22 protein-coding genes are annotated in these 18630 nt (G+C 73.8%); 15 read left to right on the plus strand and 7 right to left on the minus strand.

Annotation, left to right across the window (positions count from 1 at the left end):
- Positions 1–10 precede the first annotated feature (10 nt).
- From GA0070213_RS24515 to GA0070213_RS24545, 7 genes are read left to right on the plus strand one after another with little or no spacing between them, the layout of a single operon-like run.
- A complete protein-coding gene (locus GA0070213_RS24515; protein WP_091069534.1) occupies positions 11–805 on the plus strand; it encodes a 2-keto-4-pentenoate hydratase in 795 nt (264 codons plus the stop codon).
- Positions 802–1731 (plus strand): acetaldehyde dehydrogenase (acetylating), encoded by a 930-nt coding sequence (locus tag GA0070213_RS24520; protein ID WP_091069537.1) that lies wholly within the window; start codon positions 802–804, stop codon positions 1729–1731. The genes GA0070213_RS24515 and GA0070213_RS24520 overlap by 4 nt, the downstream gene beginning before the upstream one ends.
- Positions 1728–2786: a 4-hydroxy-2-oxovalerate aldolase gene (gene dmpG / locus GA0070213_RS24525; protein ID WP_091069540.1), complete on the plus strand. Its 1059-nt coding sequence runs from the start codon at positions 1728–1730 to the stop codon at positions 2784–2786. The genes GA0070213_RS24520 and dmpG overlap by 4 nt, the downstream gene beginning before the upstream one ends.
- Positions 2783–3556, plus strand: coding sequence for a 2-keto-4-pentenoate hydratase (locus tag GA0070213_RS24530; protein ID WP_091069543.1), 774 nt, complete (start codon positions 2783–2785; stop codon positions 3554–3556). Before dmpG ends, GA0070213_RS24530 begins: the two co-directional genes overlap by 4 nt.
- Complete coding sequence (locus GA0070213_RS24535; protein ID WP_091069544.1) at positions 3553–3975, plus strand: RidA family protein; 423 nt, start codon at positions 3553–3555, stop codon at positions 3973–3975. Before GA0070213_RS24530 ends, GA0070213_RS24535 begins: the two co-directional genes overlap by 4 nt.
- Complete coding sequence (locus GA0070213_RS24540; protein ID WP_091069545.1) at positions 3972–4496, plus strand: 3-hydroxyanthranilate 3,4-dioxygenase; 525 nt, start codon at positions 3972–3974, stop codon at positions 4494–4496. The genes GA0070213_RS24535 and GA0070213_RS24540 overlap by 4 nt, the downstream gene beginning before the upstream one ends.
- Positions 4496–5593 (plus strand): amidohydrolase family protein, encoded by a 1098-nt coding sequence (locus tag GA0070213_RS24545; protein ID WP_245716534.1) that lies wholly within the window; start codon positions 4496–4498, stop codon positions 5591–5593. The genes GA0070213_RS24540 and GA0070213_RS24545 overlap by 1 nt, the downstream gene beginning before the upstream one ends.
- A 68-nt stretch (positions 5594–5661) precedes the next feature.
- Here GA0070213_RS24545 and GA0070213_RS24550 read toward each other — a convergent pair whose 3' ends face one another.
- Positions 5662–6672, minus strand: coding sequence for a poly(ethylene terephthalate) hydrolase family protein (locus GA0070213_RS24550; RefSeq protein WP_245716535.1), 1011 nt, complete (start codon positions 6670–6672; stop codon positions 5662–5664).
- A gap of 113 nt (positions 6673–6785) precedes the next feature.
- Between GA0070213_RS24550 and GA0070213_RS24555 the strand changes: the two genes are divergently transcribed.
- The 3 genes from GA0070213_RS24555 to GA0070213_RS24565 are packed head-to-tail and all read left to right on the plus strand — an operon-like array spanning position 6786 to position 9006.
- Positions 6786–8249 carry an amidase gene (locus GA0070213_RS24555; protein ID WP_091069651.1) on the plus strand — a complete coding sequence of 488 codons (1464 nt, stop codon included), beginning with the start codon at positions 6786–6788 and terminating at the stop codon, positions 8247–8249.
- Positions 8250–8297: 48 nt separating this feature from the next.
- Entirely contained in the window at positions 8298–8606 is a 309-nt protein-coding gene (gene ctaJ / locus GA0070213_RS24560; protein ID WP_442929804.1) for an aa3-type cytochrome oxidase subunit CtaJ, read from the plus strand.
- Positions 8593–9006 carry a DUF5130 family protein gene (locus tag GA0070213_RS24565; protein ID WP_091069547.1) on the plus strand — a complete coding sequence of 138 codons (414 nt, stop codon included), beginning with the start codon at positions 8593–8595 and terminating at the stop codon, positions 9004–9006. Before ctaJ ends, GA0070213_RS24565 begins: the two co-directional genes overlap by 14 nt.
- Before the next feature lie 67 nt (positions 9007–9073).
- On the opposite strand, the gene GA0070213_RS32585 is transcribed toward GA0070213_RS24565, so the two are convergent.
- From GA0070213_RS32585 to pepN, 3 genes are all read right to left on the minus strand, one after another.
- Positions 9074–9202 (minus strand): hypothetical protein, encoded by a 129-nt coding sequence (locus GA0070213_RS32585; protein ID WP_281182319.1) that lies wholly within the window; start codon positions 9200–9202, stop codon positions 9074–9076.
- Positions 9199–9387 carry a Uma2 family endonuclease gene (locus GA0070213_RS31905; RefSeq protein WP_217628653.1) on the minus strand — a complete coding sequence of 63 codons (189 nt, stop codon included), beginning with the start codon at positions 9385–9387 and terminating at the stop codon, positions 9199–9201. Before GA0070213_RS31905 ends, GA0070213_RS32585 begins: the two co-directional genes overlap by 4 nt.
- Before the next feature lie 235 nt (positions 9388–9622).
- Positions 9623–12169: an aminopeptidase N gene (pepN, locus tag GA0070213_RS24575; RefSeq protein ID WP_175441471.1), complete on the minus strand. Its 2547-nt coding sequence runs from the start codon at positions 12167–12169 to the stop codon at positions 9623–9625.
- A 230-nt stretch (positions 12170–12399) separates the two neighbouring features.
- Between pepN and GA0070213_RS24580 the strand changes: the two genes are divergently transcribed.
- From GA0070213_RS24580 to GA0070213_RS24595, 4 genes are all read left to right on the plus strand, one after another.
- Positions 12400–13026 carry a mycothiol-dependent nitroreductase Rv2466c family protein gene (locus GA0070213_RS24580; protein WP_091069552.1) on the plus strand — a complete coding sequence of 209 codons (627 nt, stop codon included), beginning with the start codon at positions 12400–12402 and terminating at the stop codon, positions 13024–13026.
- Between the two features lie 175 nt (positions 13027–13201).
- Positions 13202–13531 carry a hypothetical protein gene (locus GA0070213_RS24585; RefSeq protein WP_091069554.1) on the plus strand — a complete coding sequence of 110 codons (330 nt, stop codon included), beginning with the start codon at positions 13202–13204 and terminating at the stop codon, positions 13529–13531.
- A gap of 128 nt (positions 13532–13659) precedes the next feature.
- A complete protein-coding gene (locus GA0070213_RS24590) occupies positions 13660–14859 on the plus strand; it encodes a DUF1015 family protein (protein ID WP_091069558.1) in 1200 nt (399 codons plus the stop codon).
- A 75-nt stretch (positions 14860–14934) separates the two neighbouring features.
- Positions 14935–15405, plus strand: a complete 471-nt coding sequence (locus GA0070213_RS24595; protein ID WP_091069561.1) for a ribose-5-phosphate isomerase — start codon at positions 14935–14937, stop codon at positions 15403–15405.
- A gap of 67 nt (positions 15406–15472) precedes the next feature.
- Here GA0070213_RS24595 and GA0070213_RS32810 read toward each other — a convergent pair whose 3' ends face one another.
- Together GA0070213_RS32810 and GA0070213_RS24605 are read right to left on the minus strand one after the other, a co-directional pair.
- A complete protein-coding gene (locus GA0070213_RS32810) occupies positions 15473–15823 on the minus strand; it encodes a hypothetical protein (protein ID WP_425412861.1) in 351 nt (116 codons plus the stop codon).
- A 357-nt stretch (positions 15824–16180) separates the two neighbouring features.
- Entirely contained in the window at positions 16181–17401 is a 1221-nt protein-coding gene (locus tag GA0070213_RS24605) for a GNAT family N-acetyltransferase (protein WP_175441472.1), read from the minus strand.
- A 100-nt stretch (positions 17402–17501) separates the two neighbouring features.
- Between GA0070213_RS24605 and GA0070213_RS24610 the strand changes: the two genes are divergently transcribed.
- Positions 17502–18026, plus strand: coding sequence for a hypothetical protein (locus tag GA0070213_RS24610; protein ID WP_091069567.1), 525 nt, complete (start codon positions 17502–17504; stop codon positions 18024–18026).
- A gap of 66 nt (positions 18027–18092) precedes the next feature.
- Here the strand turns inward: GA0070213_RS24610 and GA0070213_RS24615 are convergent, their stop codons facing one another.
- Positions 18093–18605 carry a hypothetical protein gene (locus GA0070213_RS24615; RefSeq protein ID WP_091069569.1) on the minus strand — a complete coding sequence of 171 codons (513 nt, stop codon included), beginning with the start codon at positions 18603–18605 and terminating at the stop codon, positions 18093–18095.
- Between the last annotated feature and the right edge of the window lie 25 nt (positions 18606–18630).

Consider the following 18630-nt stretch of genomic DNA (forward strand, 5'->3'; position numbering starts at 1 on the left):
AGGAGCCGACATGACCGTGGACATCGAGGCCGCCAACCGGGAGCTGGCGGTGGCCCGGCAGGAGGGGAAACCCTGCCCGCCGCTGCGCGGCCGGCTGCTGCCGGAGGGCGACGTCGAGGCCGCGTACCAGGCGCAGCAGGTCTACACCCGGCAGCGTCTGGGCAAGGGGCACCGCCGGGTCGGCGCGAAGATCGGCCTGACCTCCCGGAGCGTGCAGGAGAGTTTCGGCGTCTTCCAGCCCGACTTCGGGGTGCTCTTCGACGACATGGCGGTCGGCGACGGCGAGGAGGTGCCGGTCGGCCGGCTGCTCCAGCCCCGGGTGGAGGCGGAGATCGCCTTCGTGCTCGGCGCCGGCCTGCCGGACGAGCGGGTCACCACCGTCGACCTGATCCGGGCCGTGGACCACGTGCTGCCGGCCATCGAGATCGTCGACTCGCGGATCGCCGACTGGGACATCTCGATCGTCGACACGGTGGCGGACAACGCGTCCAGCGGGCTGTTCGTGCTCGGCACCGCGCCGCGCCGGCTCGCCGACGTGGACCTGCGGTTGTGCGGGATGGTGCTGGAGCACGCCGGGGAGCCGGTCTCGGTCGGCGCGGGCGCGGCCTGCCTCGGCAACCCGCTGCACGCGCTGCGCTGGCTGGCCGCCACCATGGCCCGCGCCGGCGATCCGCTGAAGGCCGGCGACGTGGTGCTCTCCGGCGCGCTCGGTCCGATGGTGCCGGTGACGCCGGGCGCCGCGTACGAGGCGCGGATCTCCGGGCTCGGCTCGGTGCGGACCTGCTTCTCGAAGGAGACCTCATGACTGTCGGGGTGGCGGTGCTCGGGTCGGGCAACATCGGCACCGACCTGATGATCAAGGTGTTGCGGCTCAGCACCGAGTTGCGCATGGTGGCGATGGCCGGCATCGACCCGGCCTCCGACGGGCTGGCCCGGGCCCGCCGGCTCGGCGTGGCCACCACCGCCGAGGGCGTCGACGGCCTGGTGGCGCTGCCCGAGTTCGCCGACGTGGAACTGGTCTTCGACGCCACCTCGGCCGGCGCGCACCGCCACCACGACGAGGTGCTGCGCGCCCACGGCCGCACCGTGGTCGACCTGACCCCGGCCGCGCTCGGCCCGTACGTGGTGCCGACGGTCAACCTCGACGAGCACCTGCACGAGCCGAACGTCAACATGGTCACCTGCGGCGGGCAGGCCACCGTGCCGATCGTGCACGCGGTCGGCCGGGTCACCCCGGTCGCCTACGGGGAGATCGTCGCCTCGATCGCCTCGAGGTCGGCCGGTCCGGGCACCCGGGCCAACATCGACGAGTTCACCGAGACCACCGCCCGGGCCATCGAGGTGGTCGGCGGCGCCGAGCGCGGCAAGGCCATCATCGTGCTGAACCCGGCCGACCCGCCGCTGCTGATGCGGGACACCGTCTACTGCCTCTGTCCGGACGCCGACGCCGACCGGGCTGCGATCGCCGCCTCGGTGGCCGACATGGTGAAGGCCGTGCAGGAGTACGTGCCCGGCTACCGGCTCAAGCAGGAGGTGCAGTTCGACCCGGTGGACACGTACGCGCCGGTGCTCGGCCGGCACGTCACCGGGCTCCAGGTCTCGGTGTTCCTGGAGGTCTCCGGCGCCGGGCACTACCTGCCCGCGTACGCCGGGAACCTGGACATCATGACGTCGGCCGCGCTGCGCACCGCCGAGCGGCTGGTGGCCCTGCGGGAGGTGGCACCCCGATGACCGACCTCTACATCCAGGACGTGACGCTGCGCGACGGCATGCACGCCATCGGGCACCGCTACACGGTCGACCAGGTGCGTACCATCACCGCCGCGCTGGACGCGGCCGGGGTGGCGGCCATCGAGGTGGCGCACGGCGACGGGCTGGCCGGGTCCAGCGTCAACTACGGCCACGGCGCGGCCTCGGACGCGGAGTGGATCTCGGCCGCCGCCGAGGTGCTGACGAACGCCCGGCTCACCACGCTGCTGCTGCCGGGCATCGGCACGATCGCCGACCTGAAGGCGGCGAAGGCGCTCGGCGTGACCAGCGTGCGGATCGCCACCCACTGCACCGAGGCGGACATCTCCGCCCAGCACATCGCCTGGGCCCGGGAGAACGGCATGGACGTCGCCGGGTTCCTGATGATGTCGCACCTCAACGACCCGACCGGGCTGGCCGCCCAGGCCAAGCTGATGGAGTCGTACGGGGCGCACTGCGTCTACGTCACCGACTCCGGCGGCCGGCTGCTGATGTCCGACGTGGCGCAGCGCGTCGACGCGTACCGGCAGGTGTTGGCGCCGGAGACGCAGATCGGCATCCACGCGCACCACAACCTGTCGCTGGGCGTGGCGAACAGCGTGCTGGCGGTGGAGCACGGCCGGATCCTCGGCGACGGTCCGCTCGGCTCGCCGGCCGGGCGCACCGTGCGGGTGGACGCGTCGCTGGCCGGGATGGGCGCGGGCGCCGGCAACGCCCCGCTGGAGGTGTTCGTGGCGGTCGCCGAGCTGCACGGCTGGAAGCACGGCTGCGACGTGTTCGCGCTGATGGACGCCGCCGACGACCTGGTCCGCCCGTTGCAGGACCGGCCGGTCCAGGTGGACCGGGAGACGCTCTCCCTGGGGTACGCGGGCGTCTACTCCAGCTTCCTGCGCCACGCCGAGCGGGCGTCGGCGAAGTACGGGGTGGACGTGCGCTCGATCCTGGTCGAGCTGGGCCGCCGCCGGATGGTCGGCGGCCAGGAGGACATGATCGTGGACGTGGCACTGGACCTGGCGAGCAAGGAGCAGACCTCATGATCGGGCCGGACGTCGCGGGAATCGCCGAGAAGCTGGGCGCGGCGGCGGACTCCGCGACCGCCATCGGTCAGCTCGCCGCCGAGACCGGCCTCGACTCCGACACCGCGTACACCGTGCAGGCCGCGCTGGTGCAGCGCCGCCTCGACCGTGGCGAGCGGCTGGTCGGGCTGAAGATGGGGCTGACCAGCCGGGCCAAGATGGCCCAGGTCGGCGTGGACGAGGTGATCTGGGGCCGGCTCACCGACGTGATGCGGGTGCCCGACGGCGGGACCGTCGACACCGGCGACTTCATCCACCCCCGGGTCGAGCCGGAGGTGGCGTTCCTGCTGGACCGGCTGCCCGAGCCCGGTGAGCCGGTCGGCTCGTTCACCCGCGCGGTCCGCGCGGTCGCCCCGGCGATCGAGCTGATCGACTCCCGGTACGCGAACTTCACGTTCTCGCTGCCGGACGTGATCGCGGACAACACCTCGGCCGCCGCCTTCGCGATCGGGCCCTGGTCACCGGTGCCGGACGGGTTGGACAATCTGGGTGTGCTGCTGGAGATCGACGGGCGGGTGGCGCAGGTCGGCTCGACCGCGGCCATCCTCGGCGACCCGCGCCGCGCGCTCGACGAGGGCCTGCGGCTGGCCGGCCGGCACGGCGTCCGGCTGCGCAAGGGTTGGGTCTTCCTGGCCGGCGCGGCCACCGCCGCGGTGCCGCTGCGACCGGGCGCGCACGTGCGCGCCGTCGTCGAGAAGCTCGGCTCCGCCTCGCTGAAGGCTCTGCCATGACCGCCCGGGTGGTGGCCGGGAAGGCCGTGCCGCGCGGGGCGTTCCCGCACGTCAAGGTGGCCGGCGGGTTCGTCTTCGTCTCCGGTACGTCGTCGCGCCGGCCGGACAACACGTTCGCCGGTGTCTCGGTGGACGAGTTCGGCACCACCGACCTGGACGTCCGGGCGCAGACCCGGGCGGTGATCGGGAACATCCGCGACCTGCTCCGCTCGGTCGGCGCCGACCTGGCCGACCTGGTGCAGGTCACCAGCTACCTGGTCAACATGAACGACTTCGGTGGCTACAACGAGGTGTGGGCGGAGTTCTTCGACGCCACCGGTCCGACCCGGACCACGGTGGCCGTGCACCAGCTTCCGCACCCGCACCTGCTGATCGAGATGCAGGCCGTGGCCCTACTGCCGTCCGGAGGTCAGTCATGAGTGAGATCGCCGAGCCGTTCAGCTTCACCGGCTGGATCGGGGAGAACCAGCACCTGCTCAAGCCGCCGGTCGGCAACAAGGAGATGCTGCCCGGCAGCGACGACTTCATCGTCATGGTGGTGGGCGGGCCGAACCAGCGCACCGACTTCCACGTCGACCCGTACGAGGAGTTCTTCTACCAGGTCAAGGGCAACATGCACATCAACCTGATGACGCCCGAGGGCCCGCGCACGGTGCACGTGCGCGAGGGGCAGATGTGGATGCTGCCGCGTAACACCCCGCACTCGCCGCAGCGCCCGGAGGCCGGCTCGATCGGCATGGTGATCGAGCGGGTGCGCGAGGAGGGCACGCTGGAGAGGTTCCAGTGGTACTGCGCCGAGTGCAGCCACAAGGTGCACGAGGTCGAGTTGCAGGTCCGCGACATCGCCGCCGACCTGCCCCCGGTCTTCGCCGCGTTCTACGCCGACGAGAAGGCCCGCACCTGCGACAACTGCGGCGCGTTGCACCCGGGCAAGGGCTGATGCCGCTGCCGGTGGTGGACGTGCACACGCACGTCGTACCGAAGGGGTGGCCGGACCTCGCCGCGGCCTGCGGCGGGTCCGGCTGGCCGTGGCTGCGGGTGGACTCCGAACGCGCCGCCATGATCATGGTGGGGGAGACGGAGTTCCGGCCGGTCGGCGCGCCGTGCTGGGACGCGCCCACCCGGCTCGCCGACATGGCCGCCGACGGCGTCGACGTGCAGGTGGTGTCGCCCACCCCGGTCTTCTTCGGCTACGACCGCCCGGCCGACCAGGCGGTCAAGGTCGCCCGGATCTTCAACGACCTCACCCTGGAGGTCACCGCGGCCGGCGGCGACCGGCTGGTGCCGTTCTGTCAGGTGCCGTTGCAGGACCCGGACGCCGCCTGCGCCGAGCTGGACCGCTGCCTCGCCGCCGGGCACGCCGGGGTGGAGATCGGCAACCACGTCGGCGACCGGGACCTCGACGACGCCGGCATCGTGCAGTTCCTGACCCACTGCGCCGAGGTCGGCGCGCCGGTCTTCGTGCACCCGTGGGACATGCCCGGCGGGCCCCGGCTGAACCGGTGGATGGCCCGCTGGCTGACCGGAATGCCGGCCGAGACGCACCTGTCGGTGCTGGCGCTGATCCTCGGCGGCGTCTTCGACCGGGTGCCGGAGACGCTGCGGATCTGCTTCGCCCACGGCGGCGGCAGCTTCCCGTTCTGGCTGGGGCGCGCCGACAACGCCTGGCACCGCCGCGGCGACCTGGTACGCGGCGCGTCCACCGCCCCGCCCAGCTCCTACCTCGACCGGTTCAGCGTCGACTCGGTGGTGTTCGAACCGGCCGCGTTGCGCCTGCTGGTGGACACCATGGGCGCGGACCGGGTGCTGCTCGGCAGCGACTACCCGTACCCGCTGGGCGAGCGGCCGGTCGGTCAGGTGGTGCACCGGTCCGACTTCCTCACCGACGCCCAGCGGGCCGCGCTGCTCGGCGGCAACGCCCTGCGCTTCCTCGGCGCAGGCGTGGCGGTCGAGCGGAGCGAAGCCATTCGGGGGCTGCTGTCGATCGACCGGGACTGGACCGGCGTCGTCGACGACGACAAGGTGGCGCCGGCCTGACGCGCCGGGTGCGTCCCTCGCTGCTCCGGCGACGACGGACGCACCCGAGCTTCGCAGGGGACGCCGGGTCAGGAGTGCGGGCAGGTGTCCCGGTACTCCTCGATGGCGCTGCCCCGGGGCGCCGGGCAGAGGAACTGCTCGTAGCGGGTGTCGTCGTCGACGAACCGCTTGAGCCAGGAGATGCTGTACTTCGCGACGGTCACGTTCGGCGAGGTCGGCGCCGAGTGGCTGGCCGTGTTCAACTCCAGGTACGCCTTGTCCAGCGTGGCCGGCAGGCTGGTGTAGAACGGCTCCGAGTGCGACGACACCGGGGCCACCGTGTCGTTCTCGGCGCCGACGACGAGCGTCGGCACGCGTACCGACGACCAGTTCTTCACGGTGTGCCAGCCGGTCAGCGGGATCGCCGCCTGGAGCGAGGGTCGGGCGTTGGCCGCCGAGAGGCTGCCGCCGCCACCCATCGAGTGCCCCATCACGGCGAGCCGGTTCCGGTCCACCCGGGTGCGCACCGTGCTGGTGTTCGCCAGGTAGTCCACGGCGGCCAGGAGTTGGGTGCCCCGGCTGGCCGGCTGGTCGTAGACGGAGAGCGTGTCGATGGTGATGACCACGAAGCCCTGCGAGGCCAGGCGCGGCCCGAGCCAGGCGACCGAGGACTGGCTGGCGGTGAAGCCGGGGGAGATGGCGACCGCGCCGAAGGTGCCCTCGGCGGTGCTGGTCGGGTAGTAGATCGTGCCGCCCCGGAAGCCGCTCACGCTGGACGCGGAGACCGTGGTCTGCGCGATGGCGAACGGGCCGCGGGTGGCCTCGATGCTGGCCACGGTCGGCGCGGGACCCCGCTCGTAGGGGTTCGCGGCCAGCGGGGCGACCGGTACGCCGTCGCGGGCTCCGGCCGGGGACGTGGGCACGGCGGCGAGGCCGGCGGCGGCCAGGGTGAGAGCGAGCAGCGGGTGGAGGGCGCGCGGGAGCCGGCGGCGGGTCGGCCGGATCCGGGGCGGGCGGTTCTGCGGGGCGGGTACGGGTGGCACGGCACGCTCCTGGTGGTGGTCGGTGGTGTTGCATCGGAGCTGATCGATGTATTTCATGATGCGCGCGTGCGCCCCTCGGTCGGCAATCCCGATCCGGTCATGCCAGCCGGATATGGGGCCCAGCCGTGTCGACCGCTCATCCGGCCGCGGCTCGGGGCAGGATGGTGGCCATGGCCGAGCCGCACGACCTGACCGCGCTGGAGCAGGCCGCCGCGATCCGCCGGGGTGAACTGTCCAGCCTGGAGGCGGTCGACCACCACCTGCGTCGGGTCGACGCGCTCGGCGACACCGTCGGCGCGTTCGTCACCGTCACCGCCGAGCGGGCCCGGGCCGCGGCCCGCGCCGCCGACGCCCGGCCGGTGGCCGACCGGGGGCCGCTGCACGGCGTGCCGACCGCGATCAAGGACCTGACGCTGACCGCCGGGGTACGCACCACGTTCGGCTCGGCCGCCTTCGCCGACTTCGTGCCTCCGGTCGACGCCGACGTGGTCCGCTTCCTGACCGACGCGGGTCTGGTCAGCCTCGGCAAGACCACCACCTCCGAGCTGGGCTGCTCGCTCTACTCCGAGGGGCTCGTCGCGCCGCCGGCCCGCAACCCGTGGAACCTCGCGTACACCGCCGGTGGTTCCAGCGGTGGCGCGGCCGCCGCGGTCGCCGCCGGCCTGGTCCCGGTGGCGCAGGGCTCCGACGGCGGCGGCTCACTGCGCATCCCGGCCGCGCTCTGCGGCCTGGTCGGCCACAAGCCGAGCCGCGGGCTGGTCTCCGGCGGGCCGCTCGGCTTCGGCGCGTTCGGGCTGCCCACCAACGGGCCGATCGGCCGCACCGTCGCCGACGTGGCCGCGCTGCTCGACGTGCTGGCCCGACCGGTGCCCGGTGAGCCCTACCTGCCACCGGCCGCGCCCACCGGCGGCCACCTCGGCGCCGCCCGGGCCGCCGACCCCGGCCGGCTGCGGATCGGCCGCTTCACCACCGGCATGCTCGCCGACGAACCGGTCCACAGCGACTGCGTGGCCGCCGTCGACCGCGCCGCCGCGCTGCTCGCCGACGCCGGCCACGAGGTGGTCGAGGTCCCCGCGCCGCTCGGCCCGGAGGCGTGGCCGATGTTCGAGACCGTCTGGTACGCGCTCGCGCTCGCCCCGGTGCCGGCCGGGCGGGAGGGCGACCTGCTGCCGCTGACCCGCTACCTGCGCGAGCGCGGCGAGGCGGTCGGCGCGGCTCGGCTGATGGCCGCGCTCGGCGGGCTGCAGGCCCAGGTACGCCGGGGAATACGCCGCACCGCCGGCTGTGACCTGCTGCTCTGCCCCACCCTGGCCACCCCGCAGGCGCCCGTCGGCGCGTTCGCCGCGCTCGACCCGGCGGAGGATTTCGACAGGCAACGGCGCTTCTCGCCGTACTGCGCCGTCTTCAACGTCACCGGCGACCCGTCCGTTTCGCTGCCGGTCGGCCGGACCGCCGAGGGCCTGCCGGTGGGGGTGCTGCTCACCGGCCGCTACGGCGACGACGCGACATTGATCGCCACTGCCGCGCAACTGGAGCACTGGTGTGGCGGATGGGATCAGCACCCCGCAATCTGGCGGGCCGCCGACTCCGCTAACGTGAACATCACAAGCGAGGTCGGGCGCGGCCCGTCGTGACCGTCCACCCGACCCGGAACATTCCTGGTCTCTTTCCGCCTGGGGGCGTTGGGATTGTCTGTTACCGAGACGTTGGTGTTCTTCGTCGGCATCCCGGCCGCCGCGGTGCTGGTGATCGCCGGTCTGGCGGCCGCCGGCAGCCGTGGCAACGGTGGCGGCGCCAAGCGCTACCGGCCGGGGCGGCCCTTCGACTTCACTCCGGTCTGGTTCCTGGGCCGCCCGGAGCAGCTGGCCGACTCGGCCGGCACCGCGCTGACCGCCGGGGCCCAGGCGCCGGCGCTGACCAGCCGCAAGCAGGAGCAGGCCGGCCGGGAGGCTCCGGCCGGTGGAACCGGAGGCGCAAGTGACCGTTGGTGAAGCGCGGCCCACGACCGGGACGGGCACCCCGCCCGACGTGCTGGACGGGCCGTTCTCGACCCGGCAGCTGCTCCGCATCGACGAGGCGCTCCGCCTGGCCGACCAGGGCACCGGCCTGGTCTTCTCGGTCTACGTCGGCGGCCTCGACGAGCCGATCCGGGAGCACGCCGAGCGGCTGCACCGCCAGCTCGCCGACCCGGACCGGTCGGTGCTGATCGCGGTGTCGCCCAACCAGCGCCAGCTGGAGATCGTCACCGGCAAGTACGCGCGCAAGCGCATCCCCGACACGTACGCCAAGCTGGCCGCGCTCTCCATGGTGGCGTCCTTCGGCGGCGGCGACCTGGCCGGCGGCGTCATCCAGGGCCTCGACCAGCTCGCCAGCCACGCCGGCAAGGGCTGAGCGCCCCCGCCCGCAGACACGACGAAGCCCGGCCCGCGTCACGCGTGGGCCGGGCTTTCTCGTGCGCTCAGCGGGGCCAGGCGGAGGGATCCAGCCGCATCGGCCACGGCTCGTCGAGCTGGACCGGGTCGTCCGGCCCGAGCGTGCCGCCCATGTTGTAGTGGACGCCCTTGACCAGGTGGCAGCGGTAGATCACCGGACCGAAGTCGCCCGCTCCACCCGCCAGTAGTGCGGGATGCCCGCCTCGGCGTAGAGCGTCGGCTTGATCAGCCGGTCGTACCGGCGGCTGCTCGGGGATTCGATCTCGACAACGAGCGCCACGTCCGCCGCGTGCAGCCACAGGCCGTCGCGGGGGGGCGTCGGGCTTGACCACGCTGACATCCGGAATGAGATTACCGCCGGGAGCGCGCAGGCCGGCTCCCCGGATGACCCGCCAACCGGGGGGCGCGGAGAGACGGAGTGCCATCCGCAGATCGTCCGCCAGCTCCTGGTGGGCGAACCCCGGGGGTGGAGTCACGGTCGGTTGTGCCATCACGTCCGCCTCCTCCGCACACGATAAACGGCCGGGGCCGGCGCGGGCTCCCACCCACGCCGGCCCCGGCCGTCGTACCCCTGCTCAGGCGCTGCGGGCGTCCCGCTCGCGGGCCTTCAGCGCGCGGACCACGCCGTCGCGGCCCTCGGCCACCAGGCGGCGCAGCGACGCCGGCTGGCCGTCGCGGGCCAGCCACGCGTCGGTGGCCGCCACCGTGTCCTCGTCGACCAGGTACGACGGGTAGGCGAGCTGCACGAACTCCTGCGCCGGCTCGCTGTCCCGCTGCGCCCAGACCTGGTCCACCGTGGCGAAGTAGCGCTCCCGGTAGGGCGCGATCAGCTCCACCTGCGCCGGGTGGGTGAGACCCTGCAACAGCGCCCGGTTACGCCAGTTGGGCAGCGCGTCCGGGCCGGTGAGCTGCGCCCACACTGCGGCCTTGTTCGCCTCCGTCGGCACCAGGGCGTACGCGTACGCGGCCTCCCGCTCGCCGCTGGCGGTGCGGTCACCGGCCAGCTCGGCGTCCACCTCGGCGGACCCGGCCGCGCCGTTCGCGACCAGCGACTGGAGCACGGTCCAGCGCAGCTCGGTGTCGACGGTCAGCCCGTCCGGCACCCCGCTGCCGTCCAGCCAGCCGCGCAGCGTCGCCAGGTCCTCGCTGGAGCGGGCCGAGGAGGCGTACGCCCGGGCCCAGGCGAGCTGGAAACCGCTGCCCGGCTCCGCCGCGGCGAGCGCGGTCCGCGCGGTGCGGGCCAGGTCCGCCCAGCCGGTCGGCGCCCACTCCGGGTCGGCGTAGAAGGTGAGCGCGGTGGTGGCCTGGCGCAGCGTGGCGGTTACCAGGTTGATGTCGGTCTCGGTGGTCAGCCCGGCCAGCACCAGCGCCACGTAGTCCCGGGCGGCCAGCTCGGCGTCGCGGGTCATGTCCCAGGCGGCCGTCCAGCACAGCGCCCGGGCCAGCGACGAGTCGAAACCGGAGATGTGCTGCACGACTGTCGACATGGACCGCTCGTCCAGCCGCAGCTTGGTGTAGGTGAGGTCCTCGTCGTTGAGCAGCAGCACGTCCGCGGCCGGCTTGCCGTGCAGCGCGGACAGCTCGGTCAACTCGCCGGTCACGTCCACCTCGACCAGCTCGCGGCGGGCCAGCCGGCCGTCGGTCAGGTCGTAGAGACCCACCCCGATCCGGTGCGTGCGCAGCGTCGGGTGCCCGGCCGGCGCCTCCTGCCGGACCACCACCCGCTCGTACGTGCCGTCGGCGCCGACGGTGACCTCCGGGCGCAGCGTGTTGACCTGTGCGGTCTCCAGCCACTGGGCGGCGAACTTGCGCAGCTCCCGGCCGGAGGCCGCCTCCAGCTCGGAGAGCAGGTCGTCGAAGGTGGCGTTGCCCCACGCGTGCTTGCCGAAGTAGGCCCGCAGGCCGGCCAGGAACGGCTCCTCGCCCACGTACGCGACGAGCTGCTTGAGCACGCTGGCGCCCTTGGCGTACGTGATGCCGTCGAAGTTGACCTCGACGGCCTCCAGGTCCGGCATCTCGCAGTAGACCGGGTGCGTGGAGGAGAGCTGGTCCTGCCGGTAGCCCCAGTTCTTGCGGATGGACAGGAACGTCGTCCAGGCGTCGGTGAACCGGGTGGCGTGGGTGTTGCACCAGTGGCTGGCCCACTCGGCGAACGACTCGTTCAGCCACAGGTCGTTCCACCAGCGCATGGTGACCAGGTCACCGAACCACATGTGCGCCAGCTCGTGCAGGATCGTGTTGGCCCGCTGCTCGTACTCGAAGTCGGTGACCTGCGAGCGGAAGATGTAGTGCGACTCGGCGTGCGTGACGCAGCCGAAGTTCTCCATCGCGCCGGCGTTGAAGTCCGGCACCCAGAGCTGGTCGTACTTGGGCAGCGGGTAGCGCACGCCGAACTTCTCCTGGAAGAAGTCGAAGCCCTGCGTGGTGATCAGGTGCAGGTCGTCGGCGTCCATGTGGGGGGCCATGCTGGCCCGGCAGAAGTAGCCCATGTCGATGCCGTCGTGGGTGTGCCGCACCTCGTGGTAGGGCCCGGCGCAGAGCGCGGTGATGTAGGTGCTCATCCGCTCCGAGACGGTGAAGTGCAGCGTCTTCATGCCCTCGCCGGCGGCCTCCTCGCGGGCCACCGGCATGTTGGACACCACCTTCCAGTGGTCCGGGACGGTGGCGTGCCAGGTGTAGACGCTCTTCAGGTCGGGCTGGTCGAAACAGGCGAAGACCTTCTGCGCGTCGGCGGTCTCGAACTGGCTGTAGAGGTAGGTCTCGCCGTCGACCGGGTCGACGGTGCGGTGCAGGCCCTGCCCGCTGTTCGAGTAGCCGAAGTCGGCGTCCACCACGAGCACGTTCTCGGCGGCCAGGCCGGTCAGCGTGAGGCCCTTCTCGGCGGACCAGTCGGACAGGTCGACCGGTTCGCCGTTGAGGGTGGCCGAGCGCACCGACTCGGCGGCCGTCTCGATGAAGGTGGTCGCCCCCGGCTCGGCGCAGCGGAACCGGACCTCGGTCACCGAGCGGAACGTGCGACCGGTGGGCTGCACGGCGGTCGACAGGTCAAGGCTGATGTCGTACCCGGTCACCTCGAGCAGGCGGGCCCGCTCCGTCGCCTCGACCTGGGTCAGGTTGCGCACTCCCGGCACTGTTCGTCTCCATCCCACTCGTCTCGCCGCGCCCCGCGGCACCGGTCTCTGCCCGGTCCGCTCGTGACGGCCGGCGCAGCACCGAGTCTTCCATGCACGCACCGACTCCGGTGGGCGAGGTCACGCTCTCATTCCGGTACCGATCGACGCTTCCCGGGGCGAGGATCGGAAGGTGAAGGCGCCGGGACTCCGGCGCGGGGAAGACGTGAAGGGACGACACCGTGACCGATCGTGTCACCGCGGACATGTGGTTCGACCCGCTGTGCCCGTGGGCGTGGATCACCTCCCGCTGGCTGCTGGAGGTCGAGCAGGTCCGGGACGTGGACATCCGGTTCCACGTGATGAGCCTGTCCGTGCTCAACGAGGGGCGGGAGCTGCCGGAGGAGTACCGGGAGCTGATGAGCAAGGGCTGGGGCCCGGTACGGGTGTGCATCGCCGTCGAGCAGGCGCACGGCGCCGAGGCGCTGGCGAAGCTCTACACCGCCATGGGCACCCGGATCCACCTGGGCAAGGAGGAGTTGGGCCGGGACATGCTGGTCGGCGCGCTGACCGACGTCGGGCTGGACCCGGCGCTCGCCGACGCCGCCGAGTCCACCCAGTACGACGACGCGCTGCGGGCCAGCCACGAGGCCGGCATGCGGCCGGTCGGCACCGAGGTGGGCACGCCCGTGGTGCACGCGCCCGGTCCGGACGGCGCCGGCCAGGTCGCGTTCTTCGGCCCGGTGATCACGCCGGCGCCGAAGGGCGAGGCGGCCGGCCGGCTGTGGGACGGCGTGCTGCTGGTCTCCGCCACCCCCGGCTTCTACGAGCTGAAGCGCACCCGCACCCAGGGCCCCATCTTCGACTGAGGTGTAAGGAGGGGCCCCTTCTTAACGCCTGCGGTAGAGGAGGGGGCCCCTCTTAACAACCCGCGCCGAGCCCCGCGCCGCCCGTCACCGGGTCGGTGCAGGGCTCGTTTCACCGGGTGTCCCAGCCGGCGGCCCGACCGCGGCCGCCTCACGGCAGCTCCTGGAGGCGTTCTCAATGGGTAAGCACCGCCGCCCGTCCGACGACGCGACGCAGCCGGCGATCGAGGATCCCGGTGCGACGTACTGGTCGGTGGCCGAGGGCGACTGGCCCGCCGGGCCGGCCGAGCTGGCCCACCTGCTGGCCCCGCCGATCGTGGTCGGGGTGGCCCGGGTGGTGGCCACCTCGCGGATGACTCCACCCGAGACGACTCGCCCCGGCCGCGCGCCGTCCCGGTCCGGCGCCACCGCGGGCGCGACGACGGTACGCCTCAACGCCGCCTCCCGCCCGTCCGCGCCGCCCCGCCGCCCGGCCGGTCCCGGTCGCCACCGTGACCCCGTCGCCTGAGCGCCCCGGCTGTTAACAGGGGGCCCCGCCTCTACCGGAGGCGTTAACAAGGGGCCCCTCCTTTCACCTGGTGGAAGGAGGCGAGTCCGGCGGCGGGGGCGGAACGGGCGCGGGTAGCGTCAGCGGGCATGACGGTCGTGCATCCGATCGCCCGGGCCTGGATCACCACTGGCGGCACCGGCGCGCAGAACTACGACGAGTTCGCCGACGACGCGGAGATCACCGCCATCGTGGCGGCCAATCCGCACAGCGCCCTGGGCATCGAGATGCCCCACCGGGCACCGGACAGCGTCGGGAAGTCGTTCCTCGACGCCCTGCCGGACGCGGTGGCGCGCTTCGCCGAGGCCAAGGCGGACGGCAGCTACACCCCGGCCGAGCAGATGGTGGTGCTCTACCGGATCAGCGCCCCGGGTGAGGAGAGCGCGTACGGGCTGTGGGCCATGGTCGACACCGACCAGATCTCCACCCGCGCCGACGAGCCCGGCCTGGTGATCCGCAACGAGGACGTGTTCATCGCGAAGGTGCGCGAGCGCGTCGCGCTGGCCGAGGCGCTCGGTCACCTGCTCTCACCCGTACTCCTGCTCCAGACCGGGCGCGGCGACGAGCTGCACGCGGCGCTCGCGGCGGCGACCGAGTCGGCCGGCGCGCCCGCCGCGACCGACGTCGACCAGTCCGGCCGCACGCACGCGATCTGGCTGGTCGGCCCGGGCCCGGCGCAGGACGAGCTGACCGCGCTGGCCGGCGGCGGCGACCTGGTGGTCGCGGACGGCAACCACCGCAGCCTGGCCGCGCAGACCGGCGGCTTCCCGCGCTTCCTCGCGGTGGTCACCACGCCGGCGTCGGTCGCCATCCAGCCCTACAACCGGCTGGTCAGCGAGCTGACCACCACGCCGGAGGAGCTGCTCGACCGGCTCCGCGCCGCCGGGGCCGAGGTCACCGAGGCCGCCGGCCCGGTCGGCGTCCCGACCACCGGCGGCACCGTGCACCTGCACCTCGCCGGCCGGGGGTACGCGGTGACGCTGCCGCACGTCGGCGCCGGCCGGCTGGAGAACCTGGACCACGCGCTGGTCGAGCGGCTGCTGCTGCGCGACGCGCTGGGCCTCGACCCGGGAGACAAGCGGATCACGTACGTGGGCGGCGACTACCCGGCGAGCTGGCTGACCGGTGAGGTCGACGCCGGCCGGGCCGAGCTGGCCGTGCTGGTGGCGCCGGTGACCGTTGACGACTTCGTCGCGGTCAACCTGGCCCGGGAGAAGATGCCGCGCAAGAGCACCTGGTTCACCCCGAAGGCGCGGGCCGGCCTGGTGGTGGCGGAGCTGCCCCGCTGACCGGCGTGTGACGTACCGCCTCCGGGGCGCCGCCCGGGCGTCGATTCGCCAGGCGGGCCTGTCAGACTGCGCGGTATGCGCGTCTACCTGGGATCCGACCACGCCGGTTTCGAGCTGAAGGTGCACCTGGCCAACCACCTGGCCAAGCAGGGCTACGAGGTGGTGGACGTGGGTCCGCACGCCTTCGACCCGGACGACGACTACCCGGCGTTCTGCCTGCACACCGGCGACCGGGTGGTCGGCGACCCGGGCAGCCTCGGCGTGGTGATCGGCGGCTCCGGCAACGGCGAGCAGATCGCCGCGAACAAGGTGGCCGGCGTCCGGGCGGCGCTCGCCTGGAACGTCGACACCGCCCAGCTGTCCCGGGAGCACAACGACGCGAACGTCGTCGCGATCGGTGCCCGGCAGCACACGCTGGACGAGGCCACCGCCCTGGTCGAGGCGTTCCTGACCACGGCGTTCTCCGGCAACCCCCGGCACAGTCGGCGGATCGCCCAGGTGGCCGACTACGAGCAGAGCCGCCGGCTGCCGGAACTGCCAGCCTGACGCGGACGGCGGGGCCGGCGCGGCGCGCCTGCCCCGTTCGGCCGCACCCGACGTCGGGCGCGGCCGGTCAGCGACCGCCGCGGGGCAGGTCCTCGCGGGGCACCCAGTTGCGGCGGACCAGCACCACTCGTGCCTCGGCCTGGGCGAGGTCGTCCTCGGTGGGGCGCGCCGCGTCCCGGGCCCGCATCGCGGCGGTCACGCTCACCTGTGACGACCCGGAACCGACGAGGCCGCGCAGCCCGCGGTCGCCCTCGTCGGCGGAGGGAGCACCGCGCCGGCTGCCCCGCGGTGGCCGGGGGCCGTCGTCCATCGTCTCCGGCTCGGCGCGGCGGCTGCCCCGCGGCGGCCGGGAACCGTCGTCCGACGACTCCGGTTCGGCGCGGCGGCTGCCCCGCGGCGGCCGGGAACCGTCGTCCATCGTCTCCGGCTCGGCGCGTCGGGGTCCGTGCGGGGGGCGGGGCGCGACGTCGTCGTGCACCCCGGCCGTGCTGGCGCTCGTCTCTCCGGCGTCGGCCGGCTCGCTCGCCTCGCCGTGATGCCGCAGCCGCCGTCGCCGTCGCTCCGCCTCACCCACCCCCCGACGGTACCGCCCGCGGCGGACACGGGGCGGCCGCGCCACGATCATGGAGTTGTGGCGCCTGTGATGTCGGATTGATCCATTAGCTGAGGTGCCACAACTCCATGATCGGCGCCGCGCCGCGCGGCGCGGCGCCGCGCCGCGCGGCGCGGCGCCGCGCCGCGCCGCGCGGGGCGGGGCGGGGCGCGCCGCGCGGGGTCAGAAGACCTCCATCGGGGTGGGGGAGCGGTGCCAGGTGAAGGCCGGGGTGGTGGTGGCCAGGGTGTCCGGGATCAGCTCGCGGACCCGGCCGGTGGCGGCCAGCGCGGCCGGGGTCGCGCCGCCGAGGTAGAGCTCCCCGAGCGCACGGACGTCGCAGGCCAACCCGGCCGGCGCGGTGGTGGCCGTGCACTCCGCGCCGGCCGGCCCGCCGACCAGCCGCCACCGGCCGCTGTTCTCCGGCAGCAGCGCGTCGACGACCTCGACCACCACGTCGACGTCGGCGGCGTAGCGGCGGGCGGCGAGCGCGGCCGGCACGTCCACCACCCGCACCCAGAGCCCGTCGGCGAGCACCGGGGCGAGCTGACGGGGTTCGTCGACGAGGCGCAGCAGCGGCTCGTCGACGGCGGCGATCGGGAAGGAGAGCCGCCGGGTCAGGTCGACCGAGAGCAGCAGCCGCCAGAGCGCCAGGTACGCCGCCGGCGTGTGCGCCACCACCTCGGCGACCTGCACCTCGCTGCGGGGGACGCCGGCGCTCCACTCGTCCCTGGTGCGGTAGAGCGCGTACCCGTCGAGCCCGTCCGGCCCGTCGTGCAGCAGCACCCGTCGCTCGGTGGCGCCGCCCCGCAGGCTCTTCACCTCCGCCAGCACGTACGCCCACCAGCGCTCGTCGCGGCGGGACCAGCCGGGGCGGTCGGCGCGCGCCCGTTCGTACAGCCGGGCCAGTTCGCCGGCGTGCGCGGCCGGTCGGTCCAGGCGCAGCGTGCCCTCGGCGGGCGTCGGGTCGGGCAGCCGAAGCCCGGTGGTGTCGGCGGACAGCACCAGCCGCTGGGCCGCGGAGCCGTAACCGAACCGGGGGTAGATGCGGCCCTCGCTGGCCCAGAGCACCGCGACCGGTTCGCGGCGGGCGTCGCGGATCTCCCGTAGCTGCCGGCGCATCAGTCCGCTGAGCAGGCCCCGGCGGCGGTGCGTCGGCGCGACCCCCACCATTGTCACGTGCGCGGCCGGCACGTCCGCCCCGGGCACGGCCAGGTCGCGGCTGAACGCGGCGGCGTGCGCCACCGCCGTCCGGCCGTCGCGGACCAGCAGCGACCGTTCCGGCTCGAAGATCGGACGTTCGATCGCCTGCATCTCGGGATCGAGGTCGTTGTGGAAGGCCAGCGCCAGCAGCGCGGCGATCTCGTCGAAGTCCTCGGCTCGGGGCACCACCGCGTCGGTCATCGCCCGTGTGTACCCGATCACGGTGGGGGTCGGCACCCTATTTGCCGGGTGGCTACCCTCGGAAACGGAGGCCGACGTCGGTCGAGGGGGAGGACGGAAGATGGCGGACCAGACACAGCCGTGGGCGGAGCGCACCGTGGAGGTGCCGCCCCAGCCGGTGCCCGAGCAGCGGGACGCGTTCCGGCGCGGGGTGGCGGCGGTCGGCCAGCGCCGCACGCCCCGCACCGAGCAGTTCCCCACCGTGGAGCACGGCGACTGGGCCGGCGAGCCGGCGCCGCGCCGGTCGATGAGCTGGCACCTGGCCCAGGCGCGCCGGGGCGGGGAGTGGAGCGCGGCCGGCGCGCTGTTCGCGTTCGTCTGCTGGGGCATCTGGGCGATCTCCGGCCGGGGCAACCTGATCGCCCCGCTGCTCACGTTCGTGCTCAGCCTGCTCACCGCAGTCGGCCTGTTCGCGCTGACCCGGCTGATCGGTCGGCTGGTCCTGGAGCGGCAACTCGGCCGGGTGCGCCGCAGCGCGCGCGGCGCGCACATGCTCACCGCGCTCTTCCTGGCCGGCGTGGGGGTGGCCTACCTCCAGCAGACCGAGTGGGTGGTCTCCGCCTGGAACTGGGTCACCGGCAACTGAGCCACCCGGCGCGGGCGGGTCGGCAGGAGGCCGCCCGCCCGCGCCGGTCCGTGCGCGCCGGGCGGGTCAGAAACTGGTGGTGACGCCGGCCGCCTTGCAGGCGGCGTTGAGGTCCGCGCCGGCCTTCTCCATGGCGGCGCTGTCGGCGGCGGTGCTCGGGTCGGCGGCCTTCGCCGCCTTGGTGTTCTCCGCGCCGAACTTCTTCAGGGCGGTGCCCGCGGCGCCGCCGCCCCCGGTCGAGGCCAGCGCGGTGGCGGTCCGGCCCATCTCGGCCAGGATCTTGGTGACCTCGACGTCGGGGTTGCCGCCGGCCTGCACGGCGGAGACGAGCCGCGCCTTCATCTCGTCGCCCGACTTCTTGACGGATTCGCAGAGCTGTTTGTCGCCGACGGTGTTCGCCGCGGGCGGCGAGGACGCGGTGGCGGCGGGGGTGGCCGGGGCGGCGGGGGTCGTCGCGGCGGGGGGCGAGGCGGACGTGGTCGCGGGACCCGCCTCGGTGTCGGGGTCCTCGCCGCCGCAGGCGGTGAGTGTCGCCAGGGCGCAGGCCAGGACGACCGGGACGATGCGAGTCTTCTTCACGGGAGGGCACGCTAGCGGACTCCGG

Source organism: Micromonospora humi (genome assembly GCF_900090105.1).
Lineage (GTDB): Bacteria > Actinomycetota > Actinomycetes > Mycobacteriales > Micromonosporaceae > Micromonospora > Micromonospora humi.

Excerpts from the sequence above, each read along its gene's own strand:
- GA0070213_RS24545 (WP_245716534.1), top strand. The coding sequence starts at position 4,496 with ATGCCGCTGCCGGTGGTGGACGTGCACACGCACGTCGTACCGAAGGGG.
- GA0070213_RS32810 (WP_425412861.1), bottom strand. The coding sequence starts at position 15,823 with ATGGACGACGGTTCCCGGCCGCCGCGGGGCAGCCGCCGCGCCGAACCG.
- GA0070213_RS24605 (WP_175441472.1), bottom strand. The coding sequence starts at position 17,401 with ATGACCGACGCGGTGGTGCCCCGAGCCGAGGACTTCGACGAGATCGCC.
- GA0070213_RS24540 (WP_091069545.1), top strand. The coding sequence starts at position 3,972 with ATGAGTGAGATCGCCGAGCCGTTCAGCTTCACCGGCTGGATCGGGGAG.
- GA0070213_RS24520 (WP_091069537.1), top strand. The coding sequence starts at position 802 with ATGACTGTCGGGGTGGCGGTGCTCGGGTCGGGCAACATCGGCACCGAC.
- dmpG (WP_091069540.1), top strand. The coding sequence starts at position 1,728 with ATGACCGACCTCTACATCCAGGACGTGACGCTGCGCGACGGCATGCAC.
- GA0070213_RS24535 (WP_091069544.1), top strand. The coding sequence starts at position 3,553 with ATGACCGCCCGGGTGGTGGCCGGGAAGGCCGTGCCGCGCGGGGCGTTC.
- GA0070213_RS24550 (WP_245716535.1), bottom strand. The coding sequence starts at position 6,672 with ATGAAATACATCGATCAGCTCCGATGCAACACCACCGACCACCACCAG.
- GA0070213_RS24585 (WP_091069554.1), top strand. The coding sequence starts at position 13,202 with ATGGGTAAGCACCGCCGCCCGTCCGACGACGCGACGCAGCCGGCGATC.
- GA0070213_RS24530 (WP_091069543.1), top strand. The coding sequence starts at position 2,783 with ATGATCGGGCCGGACGTCGCGGGAATCGCCGAGAAGCTGGGCGCGGCG.
- GA0070213_RS24515 (WP_091069534.1), top strand. The coding sequence starts at position 11 with ATGACCGTGGACATCGAGGCCGCCAACCGGGAGCTGGCGGTGGCCCGG.
- GA0070213_RS24555 (WP_091069651.1), top strand. The coding sequence starts at position 6,786 with ATGGCCGAGCCGCACGACCTGACCGCGCTGGAGCAGGCCGCCGCGATC.
- GA0070213_RS24590 (WP_091069558.1), top strand. The coding sequence starts at position 13,660 with ATGACGGTCGTGCATCCGATCGCCCGGGCCTGGATCACCACTGGCGGC.
- GA0070213_RS24610 (WP_091069567.1), top strand. The coding sequence starts at position 17,502 with ATGGCGGACCAGACACAGCCGTGGGCGGAGCGCACCGTGGAGGTGCCG.
- GA0070213_RS24595 (WP_091069561.1), top strand. The coding sequence starts at position 14,935 with ATGCGCGTCTACCTGGGATCCGACCACGCCGGTTTCGAGCTGAAGGTG.
- GA0070213_RS31905 (WP_217628653.1), bottom strand. The coding sequence starts at position 9,387 with ATGTCAGCGTGGTCAAGCCCGACGCCCCCCCGCGACGGCCTGTGGCTG.